The sequence below is a fragment of the Mycobacterium liflandii genome (genome assembly GCF_022354805.1).
Classification (GTDB): domain Bacteria; phylum Actinomycetota; class Actinomycetes; order Mycobacteriales; family Mycobacteriaceae; genus Mycobacterium; species Mycobacterium marinum.
This window is the reverse complement of sequence record NZ_CP023138.1, coordinates 5,431,251-5,446,941: the sequence shown is the minus strand read 5'-3', so window position 1 is coordinate 5,446,941 and position 15,691 is coordinate 5,431,251. Positions and strand designations below refer to the sequence as shown.

At 64.4% G+C, this 15,691-nt stretch carries 17 protein-coding genes and 2 pseudogenes; 8 read left to right on the top strand and 11 right to left on the bottom strand.

Features of this window, described 5'->3' with window-relative positions:
* Nucleotides 1–8: 8 nt before the first annotated feature.
* The 5 genes from CKW46_RS24165 to CKW46_RS24145 form a co-directional block, all read right to left on the bottom strand.
* Nucleotides 9–266 carry a DUF7218 family protein gene (locus tag CKW46_RS24165; RefSeq protein WP_015356899.1) on the bottom strand — a complete coding sequence of 86 codons (258 nt, stop codon included), beginning with the start codon at nt 264–266 and terminating at the stop codon, nt 9–11.
* A 179-nt stretch (nt 267–445) separates the two neighbouring features.
* A complete protein-coding gene (locus CKW46_RS24160; protein ID WP_012395922.1) occupies nt 446–1,540 on the bottom strand; it encodes a 3-beta-hydroxysteroid dehydrogenase in 1,095 nt (364 codons plus the stop codon).
* Nucleotides 1,541–1,594: 54 nt separating this feature from the next.
* Nucleotides 1,595–1,843 (bottom strand): exodeoxyribonuclease VII small subunit, encoded by a 249-nt coding sequence (locus CKW46_RS24155; protein WP_117435354.1) that lies wholly within the window; start codon nt 1,841–1,843, stop codon nt 1,595–1,597.
* Complete coding sequence (gene xseA, locus CKW46_RS24150; protein WP_015356896.1) at nt 1,833–3,080, bottom strand: exodeoxyribonuclease VII large subunit; 1,248 nt, start codon at nt 3,078–3,080, stop codon at nt 1,833–1,835. The genes CKW46_RS24155 and xseA overlap by 11 nt, the downstream gene beginning before the upstream one ends.
* The gene (locus CKW46_RS24145; protein ID WP_011738548.1) at nt 3,077–3,694 is read right to left on the bottom strand and encodes a lipid droplet-associated protein; all 618 of its coding nucleotides are present in this window, start codon (nt 3,692–3,694) and stop codon (nt 3,077–3,079) included. The genes xseA and CKW46_RS24145 overlap by 4 nt, the downstream gene beginning before the upstream one ends.
* Nucleotides 3,695–3,803: 109 nt before the next feature.
* On the opposite strand from CKW46_RS24145, the gene CKW46_RS24140 reads away from it, so the two are divergent.
* Nucleotides 3,804–4,802, top strand: a complete 999-nt coding sequence (locus tag CKW46_RS24140; RefSeq protein ID WP_041299550.1) for a 4-hydroxy-3-methylbut-2-enyl diphosphate reductase — start codon at nt 3,804–3,806, stop codon at nt 4,800–4,802.
* A 21-nt stretch (nt 4,803–4,823) separates the two neighbouring features.
* Here the strand turns inward: CKW46_RS24140 and CKW46_RS24135 are convergent, their stop codons facing one another.
* Nucleotides 4,824–6,050, bottom strand: a complete 1,227-nt coding sequence (locus CKW46_RS24135; RefSeq protein WP_117435355.1) for a DUF6542 domain-containing protein — start codon at nt 6,048–6,050, stop codon at nt 4,824–4,826.
* A gap of 132 nt (nt 6,051–6,182) precedes the next feature.
* Between CKW46_RS24135 and ychF the strand changes: the two genes are divergently transcribed.
* On the top strand, nt 6,183–7,283 hold the full coding sequence (gene ychF, locus CKW46_RS24130; protein ID WP_036426329.1) for a redox-regulated ATPase YchF: 1,101 nt from the start codon (nt 6,183–6,185) through the stop codon (nt 7,281–7,283).
* Between the two features lie 454 nt (nt 7,284–7,737).
* Nucleotides 7,738–8,520, top strand: coding sequence for a hypothetical protein (locus CKW46_RS24125; protein WP_015356892.1), 783 nt, complete (start codon nt 7,738–7,740; stop codon nt 8,518–8,520).
* A 15-nt stretch (nt 8,521–8,535) separates the two neighbouring features.
* Here the strand turns inward: CKW46_RS24125 and CKW46_RS24120 are convergent, their stop codons facing one another.
* Complete coding sequence (locus CKW46_RS24120) at nt 8,536–9,366, bottom strand: EspK C-terminal domain-containing protein (RefSeq protein WP_420891783.1); 831 nt, start codon at nt 9,364–9,366, stop codon at nt 8,536–8,538.
* 427 nt (nt 9,367–9,793) lie between these two features.
* On the opposite strand from CKW46_RS24120, the gene CKW46_RS24115 reads away from it, so the two are divergent.
* The 4 genes and pseudogenes from CKW46_RS24115 (at nt 9,794) to CKW46_RS24100 (ending at nt 11,896) form a co-directional block, all read left to right on the top strand.
* A complete protein-coding gene (locus CKW46_RS24115) occupies nt 9,794–10,033 on the top strand; it encodes a hypothetical protein (protein WP_482052497.1) in 240 nt (79 codons plus the stop codon).
* A 38-nt stretch (nt 10,034–10,071) separates the two neighbouring features.
* Nucleotides 10,072–10,320, top strand: a complete 249-nt coding sequence (locus CKW46_RS24110; RefSeq protein WP_420891785.1) for a hypothetical protein — start codon at nt 10,072–10,074, stop codon at nt 10,318–10,320.
* Entirely contained in the window at nt 10,293–10,574 is a 282-nt protein-coding gene (locus CKW46_RS24105; protein ID WP_482052496.1) for a hypothetical protein, read from the top strand. Before CKW46_RS24110 ends, CKW46_RS24105 begins: the two co-directional genes overlap by 28 nt.
* Before the next feature lie 119 nt (nt 10,575–10,693).
* Nucleotides 10,694–11,896: pseudogene (locus tag CKW46_RS24100) on the top strand (ISAs1-like element IS2404/ISMul1 family transposase).
* A 31-nt stretch (nt 11,897–11,927) separates the two neighbouring features.
* Here the strand turns inward: CKW46_RS24100 and CKW46_RS24095 are convergent.
* Both CKW46_RS24095 and CKW46_RS24090 read right to left on the bottom strand, forming a co-directional pair.
* Nucleotides 11,928–12,332 carry a hypothetical protein gene (locus tag CKW46_RS24095; RefSeq protein ID WP_482052495.1) on the bottom strand — a complete coding sequence of 135 codons (405 nt, stop codon included), beginning with the start codon at nt 12,330–12,332 and terminating at the stop codon, nt 11,928–11,930.
* 315 nt (nt 12,333–12,647) lie between these two features.
* On the bottom strand, nt 12,648–12,962 hold the full coding sequence (locus tag CKW46_RS24090) for an ESX-1 secretion-associated protein (protein ID WP_015356888.1): 315 nt from the start codon (nt 12,960–12,962) through the stop codon (nt 12,648–12,650).
* A 284-nt stretch (nt 12,963–13,246) separates the two neighbouring features.
* Between CKW46_RS24090 and CKW46_RS24085 the strand changes: the two are divergent.
* Nucleotides 13,247–14,449: pseudogene (locus tag CKW46_RS24085) on the top strand (ISAs1-like element IS2404/ISMul1 family transposase).
* Here CKW46_RS24085 and CKW46_RS24080 read toward each other — a convergent pair.
* Together CKW46_RS24080 and CKW46_RS24075 are read right to left on the bottom strand one after the other, a co-directional pair.
* Entirely contained in the window at nt 14,415–14,753 is a 339-nt protein-coding gene (locus CKW46_RS24080; RefSeq protein WP_117435703.1) for a YbaB/EbfC family nucleoid-associated protein, read from the bottom strand. The pseudogene CKW46_RS24085 and the gene CKW46_RS24080 sit on opposite strands and share 35 nt — an antisense overlap.
* A 2-nt stretch (nt 14,754–14,755) precedes the next feature.
* Nucleotides 14,756–15,670 (bottom strand): PPE domain-containing protein, encoded by a 915-nt coding sequence (locus tag CKW46_RS24075; protein ID WP_238559423.1) that lies wholly within the window; start codon nt 15,668–15,670, stop codon nt 14,756–14,758.
* Between the last annotated feature and the right edge of the window lie 21 nt (nt 15,671–15,691).

The window sequence follows — 15,691 nt, the reverse complement described above, 5'->3', positions numbered from 1 at the left end:
GATGGGGCTCAGTGGTTGCGCAGCTTGCTGATCAACTCGTCTTTTGTCAGGCCCGAATACCTGGACATGCCAAGCTCTTTGGCCCGTTTCTTCAGTTCTGGCACCGTCCAGTCCGGATAGGACCGGGCCTTGCCGCCTTTGCGGCCCACCGAGGAAGTGCCCTGGGCAGCTGCCGCATTGGAAATCCGCGCTGCCCTTTCCTTGGAGCTGCCTTCTTTGCGCAGATCCCGGTATAGCTTCTCGTTCTTGATCGAGGGGTTCGGCATGATCACCTCCTTGGCATGACAGGACTCCCATCCAGGATGCCCGAGCCTGGCGGTGGTCAAACCTGTGCCGGGTTGGTGTCGATCGATCACGTGGTGGTTGGTCAGCCCCGCCTCTGGTGAATCATCGCCACGGTCGCGCCGCCCCCAGTGTTAACGTGACTTGCTGGCCGCCGGCTAGTTCACCGGCCGCCGGCTTTGACTTCGCTTTTCATCTGGCGGAACAGGTCCACGTAATAGGGCAGGCATTCTTTGAGCGCCTGTTCGGTGGTGAACTTGGGTTCATAACCGAGGTCGCGGCGGGCCTTGTCGACTGAGAAATAGTTGTCCAGGTACAGCCGTTCGACGGCCAGCGGCTCCAGCAGCGGCGCGGGCAATCCGAACCGGAAGTGCAGTCGTTGCCAACCAGTCATCGCCCGGTGCACCATCGGGCCGGAAACCCTTACTCGGGGCCATTTTTCCCCGCATGCTTCCACCACGGGCCGGGCGAACTCGAACATGTTGATCGGCTCTGCGTCGTTGATGAAGTAGGCCTGGCCGGGCGCGCTACCGCCGGGCACCAAATGCTGGGCCGCCAGAATGAAACCGTGAATCAGGTTGTCTACGTAGGAGTTATCCAGCAGTGCTGACTTGGGCCCAACCAGCACCTTGACGTGGCCCTTGATCACGCTTTCGAACAACTTGCGGAACATCAGCTGATCGCCGGTTCCCCAGATGCCGCTAGGACGGATTGCGCAGGTGAGCATTTCATTGTTGCCGTTCTGCGACAACACGAATTTCTCTGCAACCACCTTGGTTTCGGTGTAGAGGTCATTGAACCGATTGGTATAGGGCAGCGTTTCGTCGCCGCCGGCGATGATTTGCCCGCCCATCACCACGCTGTTCGAGGAGGTGTAGACGAACCGCTTCACTCCGGCCTGCTGCCCCTCGCGCACCAGATTCTCGGTACCGCCGACGTTGACCGAGAAACTGCGCTTGCGGTACTCGTCGGTCACCGATGCGCCGCCCATCAGCTCGATGATGGCCGCGGTGTGAAAGACCGTGTCGACACCGTCGACCGCTGTGGCGCAGGTGGCCGCGTCGGTGATGTCCCCCTGTAGCACCTCCAACTGCGGATGCGGGGGCAGTGGCGAGGGCGCGCGGTCGAACGAACGCACGTGATGTCCACGGTCGAGCAGCGTGGTCACCAGGTTGGACCCGACAAATCCTGAGCCACCGGTAACCAGGACACGGCCGAGTTCGGTTGTCAGCGATGCATCACCCATGGGCCGAAGCATAACTAAAACGTGTTCCAGTTTGGAATATGGTTCGATACCCAATACTGGCCAAGATCAGTCCCGCTCGGCCTCGCTGGCGGCCAGCGAATCGGCCACCCGCTGACGTGCGCCAGCTAAGTGTTTCTCGCACCTTTTTGCGAGTACCTCGCCTCTTTCCCATAGCTTCAGCGACGTATCGAGGTCCAGTCCGCCCTGTTCGAGGAGGCGCACGACTTCGATCAGTTCGTCGCGACACGCCTCGTAGCCGAGCTGGCTAATGGGTGTAACCGAGTCGGTTTCCCCGTTGTGGTCGTCAAGCTCCATCAACACGTCCCTCGCTTACCGCGGTAACGGCACCGTCGCCTACCCGCACTCGTAGTCTGGTGCCCGCGGGCGCGCCGTCGACCGACCGCAGCACTTCCATTGGTTGACCGGCGGTCGAAACCGTCTGCACCACCGCGTATCCGCGGGCCAGTGTGGCCGCCGGACCCAAGGTGGCCAGCCGCGCACCCAGGTGGCCGATGTTTTCGGTTTCGGTGCTGATCAGCCGGCTGACATCACGCCGAAGCGCTGACCGGGCCCGCTGGATTTCATCGGAGCGGGTGATCAGCGCCTTGAGCGGGTCGGCAAGAACGGGGCGGCTGCGCAACTGGGTCAACGCCCGCTGTTCCCGAGAAACCCAATTGCGCAGCGCTTGTGCACTGCGCCGGCGCAGGTCCGCGACCAGGCGTTGCTCGGCGGCAGTGTCGGGGACTGCCTTCTTGGCCGCGTCGGTCGGGGTGGCCGCGCGCAGATCGGCGACCAGGTCGCACAGCGGATTATCGGGTTCGTGGCCGACCGCACTGATCACGGGTGTGCGGCACGCCGCGATCGCGCGGCACAGTGTCTCGTCGGAAAACGGCAGGAGATCCTCGACGCTGCCGCCACCGCGGGCCACCACGATTACATCGACTTCCAGGTCTGAATCGAGCTCACGCAGTGCTTCGACGATCTGAGCGACGGCATTGGGCCCCTGCACGGCGGTGTTGCGGACGGCGAATCGCACTGCGGGCCAGCGCGTCGCGGCAACCGTCGTCACGTCACGCTCGGCGGCGCTGGCTCTGCCGGTGATCAGGCCGACAGTGTTGGGCAAGAAGGGAATTGGCCGCTTGAGGCGCGGATCGAAGAGTCCTTCGGCGTCCAGCAGCCGGCGCAGCCGTTCGATCCGGGCCAGCAGCTCACCCACCCCGACAGCGCGAATCTCGTTGAGTCGCAGCGAAAATGTGCCACGCCCGGTATAGAACGAGGGCTTTCCGCAGACCACCACCTGGGTGCCTTCGGTCAATTTCACCGGTGCGCTCAGTACCAGGTCGCGCGGGCATGTGACGGTCAGCGACATGTCCGCCGCGGGGTCGCGCAGCACCATGAACACCGTCTTGGAGTTGGGTCGTATCGTGATCTGGGCTAGTTGCCCCTCAACCCAGACCGCTCCCAACCTGTCGATCCAGCCGGCGACCCGGATGGCCACCGCGCGTACCGGGAACGGGTTCTCGGCCGAATTCGATGCTGCGGCTGGGCTCACTTGGCGGTCGCGCGGGTGATCCTGTTGGCGAGCAGCGTCTGGAACGGGGCACGAGCCTTGGTGGCCTGCTCATAGGCCAGCAGGGCCTCCAGGTCCTCGACACTGAGCGACGCAAGCCGGGCCCGAAGCTGGGCCAGGGTCAACGACGCATAATCGAGTTTGCCGGCGACTGCAGGTATCTCGGTGCTCGGCTTGGCGGCCGACTTCGGCTGCCTGGCCGGGGCCTTGCGGACCGGCGAGCTGGTTTCCCGGGATTCGGCGGGGTCCGACACCGAATACAACGCGAACCGTCCCTCGGTGCGACGATCGGCGTCCATGCTGTCGGCCAATGCCGTGGCGGACCCTTCCAAGGCGTTTGCATCATCCGGCAAGTCCTCGTCGAAGGTCGCCCACGCGGCCTGTTCGTCCTTCGGCGGAAACAGTGACTCCAGGGTGGAATCGCCCTTGATGACCAACTCGGCCAGGTTCTGTTGAAACAGCATCACCAGGTGCGCCGCCTGGCTGGCCAATGTCATCGGGTACATCAGGATGGTCCGCGGCAGCTTCATGGTCTCCTCGACGGCGACTGTTGCCGCGCCGACAATTAGCCGAACCCCATACGGTGCAGTTGCCATGGGTCCAAGACTGCCTCAAGCGGCGGCGAAGTCCAAGCTAGCCGCGGTGGCATGAGCGCAAATGGTCGGGAATGGCCTAGCCGTGGCGGCAGAAAGTACCCTGAATGGCATGGTGCCGACTATCGACATGGGAATTCCCGGTGCCTCGAGTTCGGTAGCGCACGTGCCGGCCCGTAGACGGGTGCTATTGGCCGAGCCGCGAGGTTACTGTGCGGGCGTGGATCGCGCCGTGGAGACGGTCGAGCGAGCGCTGGAAAAGCACGGTCCGCCCGTCTACGTGCGTCACGAGATCGTGCACAACCGCTACGTGGTGGACACCCTGGCCAAGGCGGGTGCGGTATTCGTCGAGGAGACCGATCAGGTTCCCGAGGGAGCCATCGTGGTGTTCTCTGCCCACGGCGTCGCCCCGACGGTCTACGCGGCCGCCGCCGAACGCAACCTGCAGACCATCGACGCCACCTGCCCGCTGGTCACCAAGGTGCACAACGAGGCCAGGCGGTTCGCCCGTAACGACTACGACATCCTGCTGATTGGTCATGAGGGCCATGAGGAGGTCGTCGGAACTGCCGGGGAGGCTCCCGAACACGTACAGCTCGTCGACGGGCTCGACGGCGCCGAGCGGGTGACGATCCGCGACGAAGACAAGGTGGTCTGGCTCTCGCAAACCACGTTGTCGGTGGACGAGACCATGGAGATCGTCGCACGACTGCGCCAACGCTTCCCCAAGCTGCAGGATCCGCCCAGCGACGACATCTGCTATGCGACCCAGAACCGCCAGGTCGCGGTCAAGGCGATGGCACCCGAATGCGACCTTGTGCTGGTCGTCGGCTCGCGCAATTCGTCGAACTCGGTACGGCTGGTCGAGGTGGCGTTGGGTGCGGGCGCCCAAGCCGCCTACCTGGTGGACTGGGCCGACGACATCGATCAGTCGTGGCTGCAAGGTGTCACCACGGTCGGCGTGACGTCGGGGGCTTCGGTCCCCGAGGTGCTGGTACGTGGTGTGCTGGAACGGCTGGCCGAGAGCGGTTACGACATGGTGCAGCCGGTGACCACGGCCAACGAGACACTGGTATTCGCCCTGCCCCGGGAAATCCGGCCGGCGCGCTAGCGATTCCGCCGCGTTACGGCGTCAGACGTCGTACTCCCAGGATTCGGCCTGGGGCCGGCGCGGTGCGCGGGGACGACCCCGGCGATCCGGGCGAGGCTCGTCGCGGTATTGATCGCGGCCCTCGTCGCGGGGCGCCGCCCCGCGATAGCGGACCTGCGAGATCGGGTGGTGTTTCGGGTTGGCGTTGTTGGGCCCGCCGGTGCTGCCGCGCCGGCGGGGGGGCTCGAAGGGTTCAAACGGCTCATAGGGCTCATACGGCTCGTAGCGGCCGGCCCGGCGTTCATACCGATCGAAGGACTCCGGGGCCTCGGGTGGCTCGTATCCGCTGTAGGGATCGAAGCGACTGGTGCGGGGCGCGGGCCGCTCGTAGGACTCGTACGGGTTGCGCCGCGTGTGCGGATCACGCCGCGGCTGGCGCGGCGGCGTGGCGCGCAAGTCCGAGTCACCCGGTGGGCGGGGCCGGCGACGCGCCCGCCGGGGCGGTTCGGCCGCGTCGTTGTCGGGAGGGGGTGTCGGACGGCGGCGCCGCGGACGTTCGGCACCCGGGTCCGGCTGATCTTCTACCGGTGGGCGGGTGCGTCGCGCACGGGTGCGGTCGGTGCGCCGGGTGGTGGACCGACCGCCCGTGGAGCTGCGGCCGCTTCGCGATGACCGCCTGCCCGCTTCGGGTGCTGGCGGGGCCGCATCGGCCACGTCGTCGGGGTCGTCGGAGTCACCGCCCAGCAGGGCACTCAATTTTTCGGCGAGGCTGTGCAAAATCGGCGTTCGTGCGGCGGTGGTGGGTTCGCCGTCGTCACCGGTGGCCAGCGCGCTCGTTCGTTGCGCCATCCCGATGTACCACCTGATCAGGCCGATCAGCAGCACCGTACCGGCGGTGCCCAGCATCAATGGGAAACGTTCGATCAGCGGATAGCCGCAATTGATCAGGAGGTCCTTGAACTTGCCGATCTTGGCGGAGTGGAACAACCAGTAGGCACCGGGCACCGTGATGAAGAGGATCAACGGCGGCTGGATGACCGCGGTGAACACGCCCGATTGGCGGACCGCCAGCACCGCGGCGATGCAGCCCACGATGTAGAAGCCGGCGAAAACGTGTGTCAGATCCTTGTGGCCGGCGTCGAACGCGTACCCGAGTGCCGTCGTGCTGACGGCGATGAGAACCGCGCCCCACCACGGAGCACCTGGAATATTGGGAACGATTGAGCGGTGGCTTGGTGGCACCGCTGTTCTCGCCCGGTCCGCTGACACATCTAGACCGTACCGGCAATGCGCCCAAAGGCCCGTAAATACCTGGACAGTAGTCACGGGCGTGCCCCCGGCATCCGCTACGGGGATGGGCGCCCATAAGCCTAGATCGCGGCACCTTAGACTTGGCTCCCTGTGAGCTTGAGCCTGGGAATCGTGGGCCTGCCAAATGTGGGCAAGTCGACACTCTTCAACGCGCTGACACGCAACGACGTGTTGGCAGCCAACTATCCGTTCGCCACCGTCGAGCCCAACGAGGGGGTCGTTTCGCTGCCGGACCCGCGACTTGACAAGTTGGCGGAGCTTTTCGGATCGGAACGTATCGTCGCGGCACCGGTGACCTTCGTCGACATCGCCGGACTGGTCAAGGGAGCGTCGGAGGGCGCCGGACTGGGCAACAAGTTCCTGGCGCACATTCGCGAGTGCGACGCGATCTGTCAGGTGGTGCGGGTGTTCCACGACGACGACGTGACCCACGTGTCCGGCCGGGTCGATCCCCGCTCCGATATCGAAGTCGTCGAGACCGAGCTGATCCTGGCCGACATGCAAACCCTCGAACGTGCCGTGCCCAGGCTGGAGAAGGAAGCTCGCAACAACAAGGAGCGCAAGCCCGTCCACGAAGCGGCGCTGGCGGCCCAGGAGGTGCTCGACAGTGGAAAGACACTGTTCGCCGCCGGGGTGGACACCTCCTTGCTGCGTGAACTGAACCTGCTGACCACCAAACCGTTCCTGTACGTGTTCAACGCCGACGAGTCGGTGCTCACCGATGCCGCGCGGGTCGCCCAGCTGCGTGAACTGGTCGCGCCGGCGGACGCCGTCTTCCTGGACGCGGCGATCGAGGCGGAGCTGGTCGAGCTCGACGAGGAATCAGCCGCCGAACTGCTGGAGTCGATCGGACAAACCGAGCGTGGCCTGGACGCGCTGGCCCGCGCCGGCTTCCACACCCTCAACCTGCAGACCTACCTGACGGTGGGACCCAAGGAGGCCAGGGCCTGGACCATCCACCGTGGCGACACCGCGCCCAAGGCGGCCGGGGTGATCCATACCGACTTTGAAAAGGGCTTCATCAAGGCGGAGATCGTTTCCTTCGACGACCTGTTGGCCGCCGGGTCGATGGCCGCGGCCAAAGCCGCCGGCAAGGTCCGGATGGAGGGCAAGGACTACGTCATGGCCGATGGCGACGTGGTCGAGTTCCGTTTCCAGACCAGCTCCGGCGGTAAGGCAGCAGGGCGCTAGCGCGGATTCGGTCCGAAGATCCGAGGTTAGGAATCCGGCGCCGGTCGGTGTGCTCGTGGCAGGACAGGCGCGCTCGGATGACTGTTCGGGTGCGGTCCGGTCGACGCGATTTTCTGCACCGCACTGTGACCGGACGCAACCGGGGATTTGCCCAAAGGTAGCCGCGATCATGCTTTTTCTTGGCGGGCGCAGCGTCGCATATTTGTCGGGCGTCGGCAATTATGAAATGCGATTCTGAAATTGTTTGGCGCGGTGTCGATTCAATTATTGCTGCTACTATGATCGCGGACATCGATGATATCGACCGAGCCATTCGATTTTGATTCTTGCGATCAGAGCGCCGTTCGGTTTGCGCCGTGAGTGGTCACACCCGGTCGTGAATATCGGCGTGATTGGCGCGCCGTCGCATTGGAGGGAATTCGCTCGGTAGCGAACGTACAGAAGGGATTCGGCAATGGCTGAACCACTGGCCGTCGATCCGGCTGGCTTAGGTGCTGCGGGGACAAGACTGCGCGGCCTCGTTTTTCCGACGCCGCCGGCGCCGATTGTCGCGGCTGGAACGGATGCGCTATCGGTCGCGATCAATACGGCGATGCCCAACATCGAATCTTCGGTGACCGACTTACTGCCCAGCGCAAAAGCTGACATGGCAAATACTGCGTCGAGCATGGCCACCGCGGCCGACATTTACACGAAGGTCGATGAGTCGCTCGGCGAAAATCTAAGCCAGCATCAATTCCGCGGCTCGGCCCCAATCCTGACCGGCAGCACGGTCACAGATCAGGCAGGTCAGTTCGTTCAGTCGATGGCCACGTCTGCTTGGCAGTGGGCGGACCGCGCACGGCAGGGCGTAGAGACGCTGATCGATCAGCTGTCACCACAGATTTCCGAGGTGGCCGCACAGGTCGCCGAGGCCGGCCCGCAACTGGCTCAACTGGGGTCGCAAGCCGCTTTCGTAGCGCAGTATGCGTCTCCGATGGCGCAATCCATCGGTCAAAGTACGCAACAAATCGTCTCGACGGCATCGCAGGCCGGCGGTGCCGCACCGGCGCAACACGGGTTGCTGGTCGACGACATGAAAGCCGATGACGCCGACGACGAGCGCGACGCCAAGGCCGGGGCGGACGGCGCTGGCGCGGCACCCGGCTCCCAGACTCTGGGTGGTGCCCCGATCGAGGGCGGAACCGGCACGACCGCCGACAATCAGTCGGCAGGTCCCGACGTCACGGTGCTCTGAGCTTCGCGGTCGGTCTCACGCCGCGTTGCACAGGGCGCTGCCGAGTAGCCCGGCGATGTGTTGCCAGTACAGCCAGTCGGCGATGGCGGCACGCGCGGTGTCGGGATCGGCTGCGCAGTGTGCCAGGTGCAGGGCGAGTTCCTGCGCGTGCGCGGCATAGGCCTGGAAGGCCCTCAGGTGTGCGGCCTCGCGGCCAGCGGCGCTGCTGGCCATGGGGGCCATCACCTCGAACCACAACATCCCGTCCTGATCTGCCGGGACATCCGCGGCAACCGGGGCCGGCGGCAACAGCTTGATCAAATTCGGATCTTTGGTGTCGGACAGCCGAGCCGCGGCGGCAGGATTGACCACCTCCAGCCGGGACCGGCCGGTCATTTTGCCGCTCTCCGGGATGTCGTCGGGCTCCAGGATGATTTTGGCGACCCCGGGATCGCAGTCGGCCAGCTGCTCCGCGGTGCCGATCACCGCCCGCAGCGTGGTGTCATGGTGGGTTGCCCAGGCCTGCACGGTCAGTAGCGGATAGGTAGCACAGCGCGCCCGCTCGCCGGCGGGGATGGCGTGATCGGCGCTGGCCATCTGCACGACGTCGGGCAGTTCGACCCGGTCCGGGATAAAGGCCAGCCCATAGCTGTTGGCTACCGCGATCTGGCCGTCGACGGTCACCGCGGTGATCCAGAAGAACCCGAAATCGTGGTCGGCGCCACCACCGGGCGCGTTGAGCGCCGCCGCGATCCGGCGCGCCAAGCGCAGCGCATCATCCCGGTCCTTACCGCGGGTGGTGAAGCCTGCGGCCACGGCATCGCGCGCCGCCCGGGCCGCCGCAACCGGGACCATCGGTCCCGCCATGGGCGCATCGTTTGACTCGCGCTGATCGGTGCCATTGGTGTGATCGGTCGCCCACGACCCTGCGGCTGACGCGCCATACGCGGACGCTCGGGGGGCCGCTGCGCGCCCCCGGACCGACCCACCCAACCGGGGTGTTCCAGCCGGAACTCGTGACCGCGCGCCCCACCCCGTGGCCGGGCCTGCGCTGCCCGAATCCGCGGTCGAGCCGAATCCGGCCCCGCTCGGTGCTGCGCCGGCCACCCGCGCGGGCGCCATGCCGGTCATTGCGGCGGGCGCAACACCCACCCCCGATTGCTCGCCGGACTGTGACGGATCTGCCTGCGCCGGCTGATCGGTAAGCCCACCCGTGACGGGCGTCTGATCGGTCGACGTCGCAGGTCTGAGCTCAGCTGCCGGTACGGCCTGCCGGCTCGGAGCCGGACGCGGGGTGGCTGCGGGGATCGGTGACGCCGCGATCGGTACCGCCCCCAAGGTAGGCGGTGCCGCAGTACCGGGTCTGACCGGCGCGACCGGCCGGACCGGACTCGCAGCCCCTTCCGGTGCCGGGTTCGCTCCGATACCGGGGGTGACCAGCGGCGGTTCCGTCGGTGCCGGGGCGCCCAGTGGCGGTGTATCCGGGAGCGCACTCACTGGCGGTGTGTCCGGCAGTGGTGGTGGCGTCTTCTGATCCAGCAGCTGTTCGAGGGCGTTCTTCGGCGCCTTCCAATGCTTGAACTCCAGCACCTGCTCAGCGGTGCTGGAAACGACGCCGACATTGGCCGCATGCGCCACACTGATCAGCGAATCGATCGCGGCGGTCTTCTGTTCGGCGTCGAGGGTCTGATCCCGCTCCACGATGTTGATTTCTCGTTGAGCAGCATCGACATGGTTACCGATTTCCGACTTGGCTTGCCCAATCAAATCGGCTACGTACCGATGACGTACCGATGCCAGGCAATCACCGTCGCGAGATGAACCTGCACCGTCATCAGTTGATCAATGTTTGCGCCCAGCGCGCCGTTGGCGGCATTAGCGGCACCCCCCGACCAGACACCGCCTTCGAAGACGTGGAGCCGCTGCTGCCGACACGTGTCCAAGACATGGGTGATTTGGCGCAATGTCTGGCTGTACTGCTGGGCCCGGACATAAAAGATGTCCTCATCGGCCTCCGGCCACCCACCCGGGTCGAGCATCAGCCCGACATGCAGGGCTCCGGCGTTGTTGATTAGCAGGCTTGTGAGCTGGGTTGATGATCTTTGGTGCCGCGCTATTGGGGCCGGAGTGTAGGCACGGGCTATCTGGAGAACGATCGAGTTGGTTACTGTTCGTCGTTGGTCTGGAGTTGCCCGTGCCTACCGTTTCAGTATTGCCTGTGTCGTCGGTTCCAGAGGTGTTCGACCGCTGGAGTCCTGGTGAGCGTAGCGAGCTCATCGGATCGGAGTTTCTCGATGTGTTGGTCTCGGTGCCAGACCCGAGGGACCCACGCGGTCGGAGGTATTCGCTGGTGGCTTTGTTGGCGATCGCGGTTCTGGCCACTGCCGCGGGGATGCGCGGCTATGCTGGTTTTGCTACATGGGCGGCCACCGCTCCCGATGATGTGTTGGCCTAATTAGGGGTCCGGTTCCGGCGGCCCAGTGAGAAGACCTTCCGCGCTGTTTTGTCTCGGCTAGACCCCGCCGACCTCAACGCCAGGATGGGCAGTTACTTCACTGCACACGTGGCCAGCAGCGACCCCAGTGGATTGGTGCCGATCGCGTTGGACGGCAAGATGCTGCGTGGTGCTTTACGCGCCAAAGCGACAGCCACGCATCTCGTGTCGGTGTTCGCCCACCGTGCCCGATTGGTGCTCGGTCAACTCGCTGTCGCCGAGAAAAGCAATGAAATTCCCTGAGTACGTGCCCTGCTCACGCTGCTGCCGGGTAGCTTGCGGTGGCTGGTCACCGTGGATGCGATGCATACCCAGGTCGTCACCGCGAAGTTGATCTGCGCCACCTTGAAGTCGCACTACCTGATGATCGTCAAGTCCAACCAAGCCAAAATACTTGCGCGTATCACCGCGCTGCCCTGGGCCGAGGTGCCCGCAGCCGCTACCGACGACTCCCGCGGCCACGGCCGTGTCGAGACCCGCACCCTGCAAATCATCACCGCTGCACGAGGAATCGGCTTCCCCTACGCAAAACAAATCATCCGGATTACTCGTGAACGCTTGATCACCGCCACCGACCAGCGCAGCGTGGAGGTGGTCTATGCCATCTGCAGCCTGCCGTTCGAGCACGCCCGCCCTACCGCGATCATGACCTGGATGCGTCAACACTGGGGAATCGAGAACAGCCTGCACTGGATACGCGACGTCACCTTCGACGAAGACCGTCAAAGGGCACATACCGGAAACGGCGCACAGGTCCTAGCAACGCTACGCAACACCGCGATCAATCTGCACCGCCTCAACGGCGCCGACAACATCGCCGAAGCCTGCCGGATCACCGCTTTGACCGCCAACCGCCGCCTAGACCTCCTCAATCCACAATTCCCCAGCTCACAAGCCTGCTAATCAACAACGCCGGAGCCCTGGCCCGACATGTTCACCAGTCGGCTCCACGATGCACATCGCTTACTCTCCTCGCGAATACCGGAACGCCGTCTAGGCCATTGCCGCGAGATTTTCGTGCGGATTCGCGACCGTATCGGGTGGCGAAAACCTCTTTCTGTGCTGCGGCGGCCTGCTCTGGCGTCGGTAGGTTCAACATGGTGCCGAGGAATTCACGCAGCTTGGCGCGGTGTTCTTCGCTCTCGATGTCCTTCATGCTTTGCACCATGAGGGTGTGCTGAGCTGCCCGCGCTTTCTGCCGGGCCATGTCGGCAATCACATATATCTCTGCGGCAAGGTTTGGTTCAGCCATGGTGGTGACTTCCTCCGACAGTTCGACCCGGCGGATTTTGCCGCCCAACACGGCCGACACCGACACGGTTCCCTGCGGATTGGTCACCGTGAACAGGTCGCATTCCTCTGCTTTGTCGTCCTTTGCCGGCTTATGGAGGGCTTCCTCAAATCAACATCGGCTTCCTCGGGTTGAGTCGGCGCGAAAGCGCGCAACGCGTCAATTGCTGATTCCTTGTTGTCGGCGGTGCGCGAGAATTTCAGGGCGTCCAGATTGCTGTGGGCATTTGATCTGGGCTGGACCATTGTGAGGTGCCTTTCTGAGGTGCATTGGCGGGCATGGTGAAAGCTGTTTGGAGCCCCTCACTGGGCGCCAGCTGGCAGCGTGGGCCCGTGCCATTTCGCAGCGAGCCACCGGGCATGATCAGCGATCAACCTGTTGGTCGAGGATCTCGGCGCCGGCTCGGTCGGTGTTGACGTACGCGGTGAGCGCCTTGTTCAGGTTCTTGGAAAGTCCGGTTGCGACCCCTTGCAGAGCCTGATCGGCGCGGGCGCGGACGGCTTCGAATTCGCTGAGCGCATTGTTGAACTCCGACGTGAACGTGCCGTGGGTGGTGGCAACATTCGCGCTGATCCCGGCGGGCGCCGCCGTCGCGGCCTGCAGACCGGTGACCGTAGCGTCGTGCCCTTGCGACAGTCTGCTGATGACATCGGGCTGCAGGGTCAGGATTTCGTTCATGGGTTGAGCTATTCCTCTCGGTTTGACGGGTAGGGGCGTTGTTGTGGGCCGGTGGCCGCTTCGGGGGTGTTGCCGGTCAGGCCGGCGGCTGGCTGATCGCAGCGGAAATGGTGGCGAGTGTGTCGACAAGCGTTTGGCCCGCAGGGCTCCGGCGTTGTTGATTAGCAGGCTTGTGAGCTGGGTTGATGATCTTTGGTGCCGCGCTATTGGGGCCGGAGTGTAGGCACGGGCTATCTGGAGAACGATCGAGTTGGTTACTGTTCGTCGTTGGTCTGGAGTTGCCCGTGCCTACCGTTTCAGTATTGCCTGTGTCGTCGGTTCCAGAGGTGTTCGACCGCTGGAGTCCTGGTGAGCGCAGTGAGCTCATCGGATCGGAGTTTCTCGGTGTGTTGGCCTCGGTGCCAGACCCGAGGGACCCACGCGGTCGGAGGTATTCGCTGATGGCTTTGTTGGCGATCGCGGTTCTGGCCACTGCCGCGGGGATGCGCGGCTATGCTGGTTTTGCCACATGGGCGGCCACCGCTCCCGATGATGTGTTGGCCTAATTAGGGGTCCGGTTCCGGCGGCCCAGTGAGAAGACCTTCCGCGCTGTTTTGTCTCGGCTAGACCCCGCCGACCTCAACGCCAGGATGGGCAGTTACTTCACTGCACACGTGGCCAGCAGCGACCCCAGTGGATTGGTGCCGATCGCGTTGGACGGCAAGATGCTGCGTGGTGCTTTACGCGCCAAAGCGACAGCCACGCATCTCGTGTCGGTGTTCGCCCACCGTGCCCGATTGGTGCTCGGTCAACTCGCTGTCGCCGAGAAAAGCAATGAAATTCCCTGAGTACGTGCCCTGCTCACGCTGCTGCCGGGTAGCTTGCGGTGGCTGGTCACCGTGGATGCGATGCATACCCAGGTCGTCACCGCGAAGTTGATCTGCGCCACCTTGAAGTCGCACTACCTGATGATCGTCAAGTCCAACCAAGCCAAAATACTTGCGCGTATCACCGCGCTGCCCTGGGCCGAGGTGCCCGCAGCCGCTACCGACGACTCCCGCGGCCACGGCCGTGTCGAGACCCGCACCCTGCAAATCATCACCGCTGCACGAGGAATCGGCTTCCCCTACGCAAAACAAATCATCCGGATCACTCGTGAACGCTTGATCACCGCCACCGACCAGCGCAGCGTGGAGGTGGTCTATGCCATCTGCAGCCTGCCGTTCGAGCACGCCCGCCCTACCGCGATCATGACCTGGATGCGTCAACACTGGGGAATCGAGAACAGCCTGCACTGGATACGCGACGTCACCTTCGACGAAGACCGTCAAAGGGCACATACCGGAAACGGCGCACAGGTCCTAGCAACGCTACGCAACACCGCGATCAATCTGCACCGCCTCAACGGCGCCGACAACATCGCCGAAGCCTGCCGGATCACCGCTTTGACCGCCAACCGCCGCCTAGACCTCCTCAATCCACAATTCCCCAGCTCACAAGCCTGCTAATCAACAACGCCGGAGCCCTGGTTTGGCCCGACTGTTCGTCAAAGACGCTCACCGCTCGCTGCGCGTTCTGCAGCGCCTCGTTGACCCGCTCAGCGACCCCCTGCGCGCCCACCTCTTTCAGCAGACCGTTTTCGATGCGGATGCCGGTGAGCCACTGGTAGCCATTGAGCGTCACCTGCACGGACTTGGTCTCGTCGGAGGCTTTGAAAACCCCGTTGTTCATGTGGTGGAACCGCCCCTGCAGGGTGGATTGAAACTGCGACATCAAGGTCAGCGCCCGGGCCGCCGTGGGGTCCAATTTCATGGTCACTGCTCCTTGCTGTCTTCGAGCGGGCTGATTCCGATGAGTCCCTCGGTCCAGGCTCGGTTCTCGGCGTAAAGCACTTCCTGTTCTTGTTGCGAGGACTTGGTTTTGGCGTTTCCTTGGCCCTGCCCGGGTGCGCCCATCGGCATGCCGCCGCCCATCAGGGGGCCGCGGGGCACGTTCCCCCGGCCCAGGCTTCCCGCACTGCCCGCCGCGCCGGTCGGTACGGATCTGGCATCGATTCCGTTGGCCGGCGGTGGTGCCAGCGCACCGCCGCCAACGCCTCCGCCGGTGGACGCCGGCTTGACCCCCGTGCCGGGGGCCAACCTGGATGCGCGGCGTAGCGCATCGGCCGTGGCCCCCATGTCGTCGCCGCCCGGTGACCCGGTGAAGGGCATCGTCGGCAGGGTCGGCATCGTGGGCATCGTGGGGGTGCTCGGCAGCCCACCGCCAGGGATTACCGGGATATCGCCGTGGGGTTGCGGGTCGGTTGGGGTGGGGGCGTGCGGCGGGCTGGTCGGATGCAGTGGGTCGATGGTTGACTTCTCGGAGTAGTCGGAAAGCACCTCTGCCGACGTCTCGTGCTTCTTTGTGTATTTCGACTTGAGAATCAACAGAGTCGCCAACGCGGTACCAGTGATGTCGTACTTGGTCGCGTCGTACGCGACGCAGATTTCTCTTTCAAGGACGACGACATCGTGGAGTGTGGGGTGTGTTTGTACGGCGGAGTGCTGCACCTGCGCGAGATCTGAGGCCTGCTTGGCTATTTTGATACTCAATTCCGCCATGCTGCTCAGCCAGTCCCAGTGCTGAAGGAGTGCGTCCTGAACGGTCTCGGCCGCGTCGCCGTCCCAGTCTTCGAATTCCCGGAACCGGGAAAAGGAGCCGGTCCGGGCGCCGGCGGCGCGGGTCGGCAACGTGCGCGACGGCGCTGCCGG

Bases quoted from the DNA above. Each gene is read 5' to 3' on its own strand.
- CKW46_RS24165 (WP_015356899.1), bottom strand. From the start codon at position 266: ATGCCGAACCCCTCGATCAAGAACGAGAAGCTATACCGGGATCTGCGC.
- CKW46_RS24160 (WP_012395922.1), bottom strand. From the start codon at position 1,540: ATGCTTCGGCCCATGGGTGATGCATCGCTGACAACCGAACTCGGCCGT.
- CKW46_RS24155 (WP_117435354.1), bottom strand. From the start codon at position 1,843: ATGGAGCTTGACGACCACAACGGGGAAACCGACTCGGTTACACCCATT.
- CKW46_RS24145 (WP_011738548.1), bottom strand. From the start codon at position 3,694: ATGGCAACTGCACCGTATGGGGTTCGGCTAATTGTCGGCGCGGCAACA.
- CKW46_RS24140 (WP_041299550.1), top strand. From the start codon at position 3,804: ATGGTGCCGACTATCGACATGGGAATTCCCGGTGCCTCGAGTTCGGTA.
- CKW46_RS24125 (WP_015356892.1), top strand. From the start codon at position 7,738: ATGGCTGAACCACTGGCCGTCGATCCGGCTGGCTTAGGTGCTGCGGGG.
- CKW46_RS24120 (WP_420891783.1), bottom strand. From the start codon at position 9,366: ATGGCGGGACCGATGGTCCCGGTTGCGGCGGCCCGGGCGGCGCGCGAT.
- CKW46_RS24110 (WP_420891785.1), top strand. From the start codon at position 10,072: ATGCTTGAACTCCAGCACCTGCTCAGCGGTGCTGGAAACGACGCCGAC.
- CKW46_RS24105 (WP_482052496.1), top strand. From the start codon at position 10,293: ATGCCAGGCAATCACCGTCGCGAGATGAACCTGCACCGTCATCAGTTG.
- CKW46_RS24090 (WP_015356888.1), bottom strand. From the start codon at position 12,962: ATGAACGAAATCCTGACCCTGCAGCCCGATGTCATCAGCAGACTGTCG.
- CKW46_RS24080 (WP_117435703.1), bottom strand. From the start codon at position 14,753: ATGAAATTGGACCCCACGGCGGCCCGGGCGCTGACCTTGATGTCGCAG.